The organism is Flavobacterium sp. UBA4854, from assembly GCF_002399805.1.
In the GTDB taxonomy this organism is placed as follows: domain Bacteria; phylum Bacteroidota; class Bacteroidia; order Flavobacteriales; family Flavobacteriaceae; genus Flavobacterium; species Flavobacterium ginsengisoli.
The window spans coordinates 1-2,793 of record NZ_DHEI01000066.1; the positions used below are offsets into that span (position 1 = coordinate 1).

Sequence of the window (2,793 nt, forward strand, 5' to 3'; positions counted from 1 at the left end):
TGAAAATTTGTGTAATTCGTGGCGAAAAAAAAATTAAAAAAAAATCATTTTAATCTGTGGCTAATAAAAATATTTAAAGTTTAGCTCTTTCGTATTGTTTTGGCCATTGAATATCGCCGTTTAGTTCTTTAGCAAAATCCAAAGGAAGATTTGGGTTTCTTAAAGATTCTCTTGCAAACAGAATTAAATCGGCTTGATCATTATTTAAAATTGCTTCGGCTTGTTTGGCTTCTGTAATTAATCCGACTGCTCCTGTTGCAATTCCTGCTTCTGCTTTCACTTTTTCTGCAAAAGGAACTTGATAACCTGGTCCTAATGTTATTTTTTGATGCGAAACCAATCCGCCTGATGAAACATCGATTAAATCTACTCCTTTTTCTTTTAATATTTTAGAAAGCTGTACAGATTCTTCTGGATTCCAACCATTTTCTGCCCAATCGGTTGCCGAAATTCTAACAAACAATGGCAAATCTGAAGGCCATTCTGACTGAACCGCTTCTACAATTTCTAATGTAAAACGGATTCTGTTTTCAAAACTTCCTCCATATTCGTCTGTTCTTACGTTTGTTAAAGGCGATAAAAATTGGTGTAATAAATAACCATGAGCCGCATGAATTTCTATAACCTGATATCCTGCTTCGACCACTCTTTTCGTTGCTGTTTTAAAATCTGAAATTACCTTTTGAATTCCGTTTTTATCTAACGCTTCTGGAAGAAAGGGTTCGCCTTCATGATACGGAATCGCGCTTGGCGCAACGGTCTGCCATCCGCCTTGAGCGAAATCTAATTTTTTATTTCCCAACCACGGAGCTGAAACGCTTGCTTTTCTTCCTGCATGCGCTAACTGAATCCCAGGAATCGAATTCTGCGAAACTATAAAGGCGTTGATTTGTTTTAGTTTTTCGATATGTTCGTCTTTCCAGATTCCTAAATCGGCTGGAGATATTCGGGCTTCTGGAGAAACTGCCGTAGCTTCCTGAATAATTAGTCCGGCGCCTCCGCTGGCACGGCTTCCTAAATGAACCAGATGCCAATCGTTTGCAAATCCGTCAACTGCAGAATACTGGCACATGGGCGAGATTGCAATTCTATTTTTTAAAGTGATATTTTTTATAGTAATAGGAGAAAATAATTTAGTTGCCATAAACTTGTAACTTTTAATGAGTTTATACTACCAATTGAGTAAGGCAGTGTTCGAAAAGTAAAGTTACGGCATCTTGTTAAAAAGAGAAATCGAAATGTTTATTAATTAACAAACATTTAAAACCTTAAACACTATCTTGCACTCTTATATTAAAATAGAAAACGCTACTTTTGTGCGTTAAATACGAATTAAAAACAACAAATGGATATAGTTATCAAACTCTCTCAATTTCTATTGAGTTTATCTTTACTTATTATTCTTCATGAATTAGGGCATTTCATCCCTGCTAAATTGTTTAAAACCAGAGTCGAAAAATTTTACTTATTTTTTGATGTTAAATATTCACTTTTCAAAAAGAAAATCGGAGAAACAGAATACGGTATCGGATGGCTTCCGCTTGGTGGTTATGTGAAAATTTCTGGAATGATTGACGAAAGTATGGATAAAGAGCAAATGGCGCTTCCGCCTCAGCCTTGGGAATTTCGTTCAAAACCAGCTTGGCAGCGTTTAATCATTATGCTTGGTGGTGTTACCGTAAACTTTATTCTAGCTTTTATTATCTATATCGGAATGGCATTTGCTTACGGAGATACTTATATTGCTAATGCTGACTTAAAAGATGGTGTTGCAATTGAAAATCCTGCTATGCTTAAAGCTGGTTTTAAAACTGGAGATAAAATTATTTCTATTGATGGAAAAGCTGTAGAAAATTTTGACAGCGACATGAACATGAATGTGATCATGGCAAAACACGTTTTGATCGAAAGAGACGGAAAACAGCAAACGATTACTATGCCAACAGATTTTGTTGATCAGCTTTCTAAAACAGAAAAAGGAATGCTTATCGATATCCGTAGACCTTTTGCTATTGGAAAAGTTGGAGAAGAATCTCCTAATCAGAATTTAAAAGCAAAAGATTTGATTCTTTCTCTTAACGGACAAAAAGTTAAATATTTTGACGAGGCTAAAGCAATCTTAGCTGCTAATAAAGGAAAAGAAATTTCTGCAGTTGTTTTACGTGATTTAAAAGAAACCCCGCTTAATGTGAAAGTATCTCCAGAAGGAACTTTAGGCGTTTTTGCTGGTGGTTTAGATATGAAATCTTTAGAAAAACTAGGATACTATAAAATAAGCACAAAAGAATACGGTTTCTTCGAATCTATTCCGGTTGGTCTTCAAAAAGGAAAAGATCAATTAGTAGGTTACGGAAAACAATTGAAAATGATTTTTAATCCAGAAACTAAAGCTTACAAACAAGTGGGTGGTTTTGCTGCTATTTACAACATTTTCCCTAGTTCTTGGAGCTGGGAAGTTTTCTGGTCAATCACGGCTTTATTGTCGATTATGCTTGGTGTTATGAATTTATTGCCAATTCCTGCTCTTGATGGTGGACATGTGATGTTTTTATTATATGAAATTGTAAGTGGCAAAAAACCGAGCGATAAATTCCTAGAGAATGCGCAAATGGTTGGTTTTGTTTTACTTATTTCACTACTACTGTTTGCTAACGGTAACGACATTTACAAGGCAATTGTTGGCAAGTAAAAAAAAGTCAAAAAAAGAGTGAAAATGTTTTTGAGAAACTAAAAATAGTTTTATATTTGCACTCGCTAAAAAGAGCAACACTTTCCTCCTTAGCTCAGTTGGTT

At 35.1% G+C, this 2,793-nt stretch carries 2 protein-coding genes; one reads left to right on the top strand and one right to left on the bottom strand.

All coding sequences use genetic code 11. The features are described 5' to 3' along the window. Positions 1-73: 73 nt before the first annotated feature. Positions 74-1,144 (bottom strand): NADH:flavin oxidoreductase/NADH oxidase, encoded by a 1,071-nt coding sequence (locus B3J44_RS09410; RefSeq protein WP_286968026.1) that lies wholly within the window; start codon positions 1,142-1,144, stop codon positions 74-76. Between the two features lie 201 nt (positions 1,145-1,345). Between B3J44_RS09410 and rseP the strand changes: the two genes are divergently transcribed. Continuing rightward, positions 1,346-2,689, top strand: coding sequence for an RIP metalloprotease RseP (rseP, locus tag B3J44_RS09415; RefSeq protein ID WP_286968028.1), 1,344 nt, complete (start codon positions 1,346-1,348; stop codon positions 2,687-2,689). Positions 2,690-2,793: the final 104 nt, after the last annotated feature.

What these genes read in the sequence shown, in the direction of transcription:
- B3J44_RS09410 (WP_286968026.1), bottom strand. Translation starts at nt 1,144, where the DNA reads ATGGCAACTAAATTATTTTCTCCTATTACTATAAAAAATATCACTTTA.
- rseP (WP_286968028.1), top strand. Translation starts at nt 1,346, where the DNA reads ATGGATATAGTTATCAAACTCTCTCAATTTCTATTGAGTTTATCTTTA.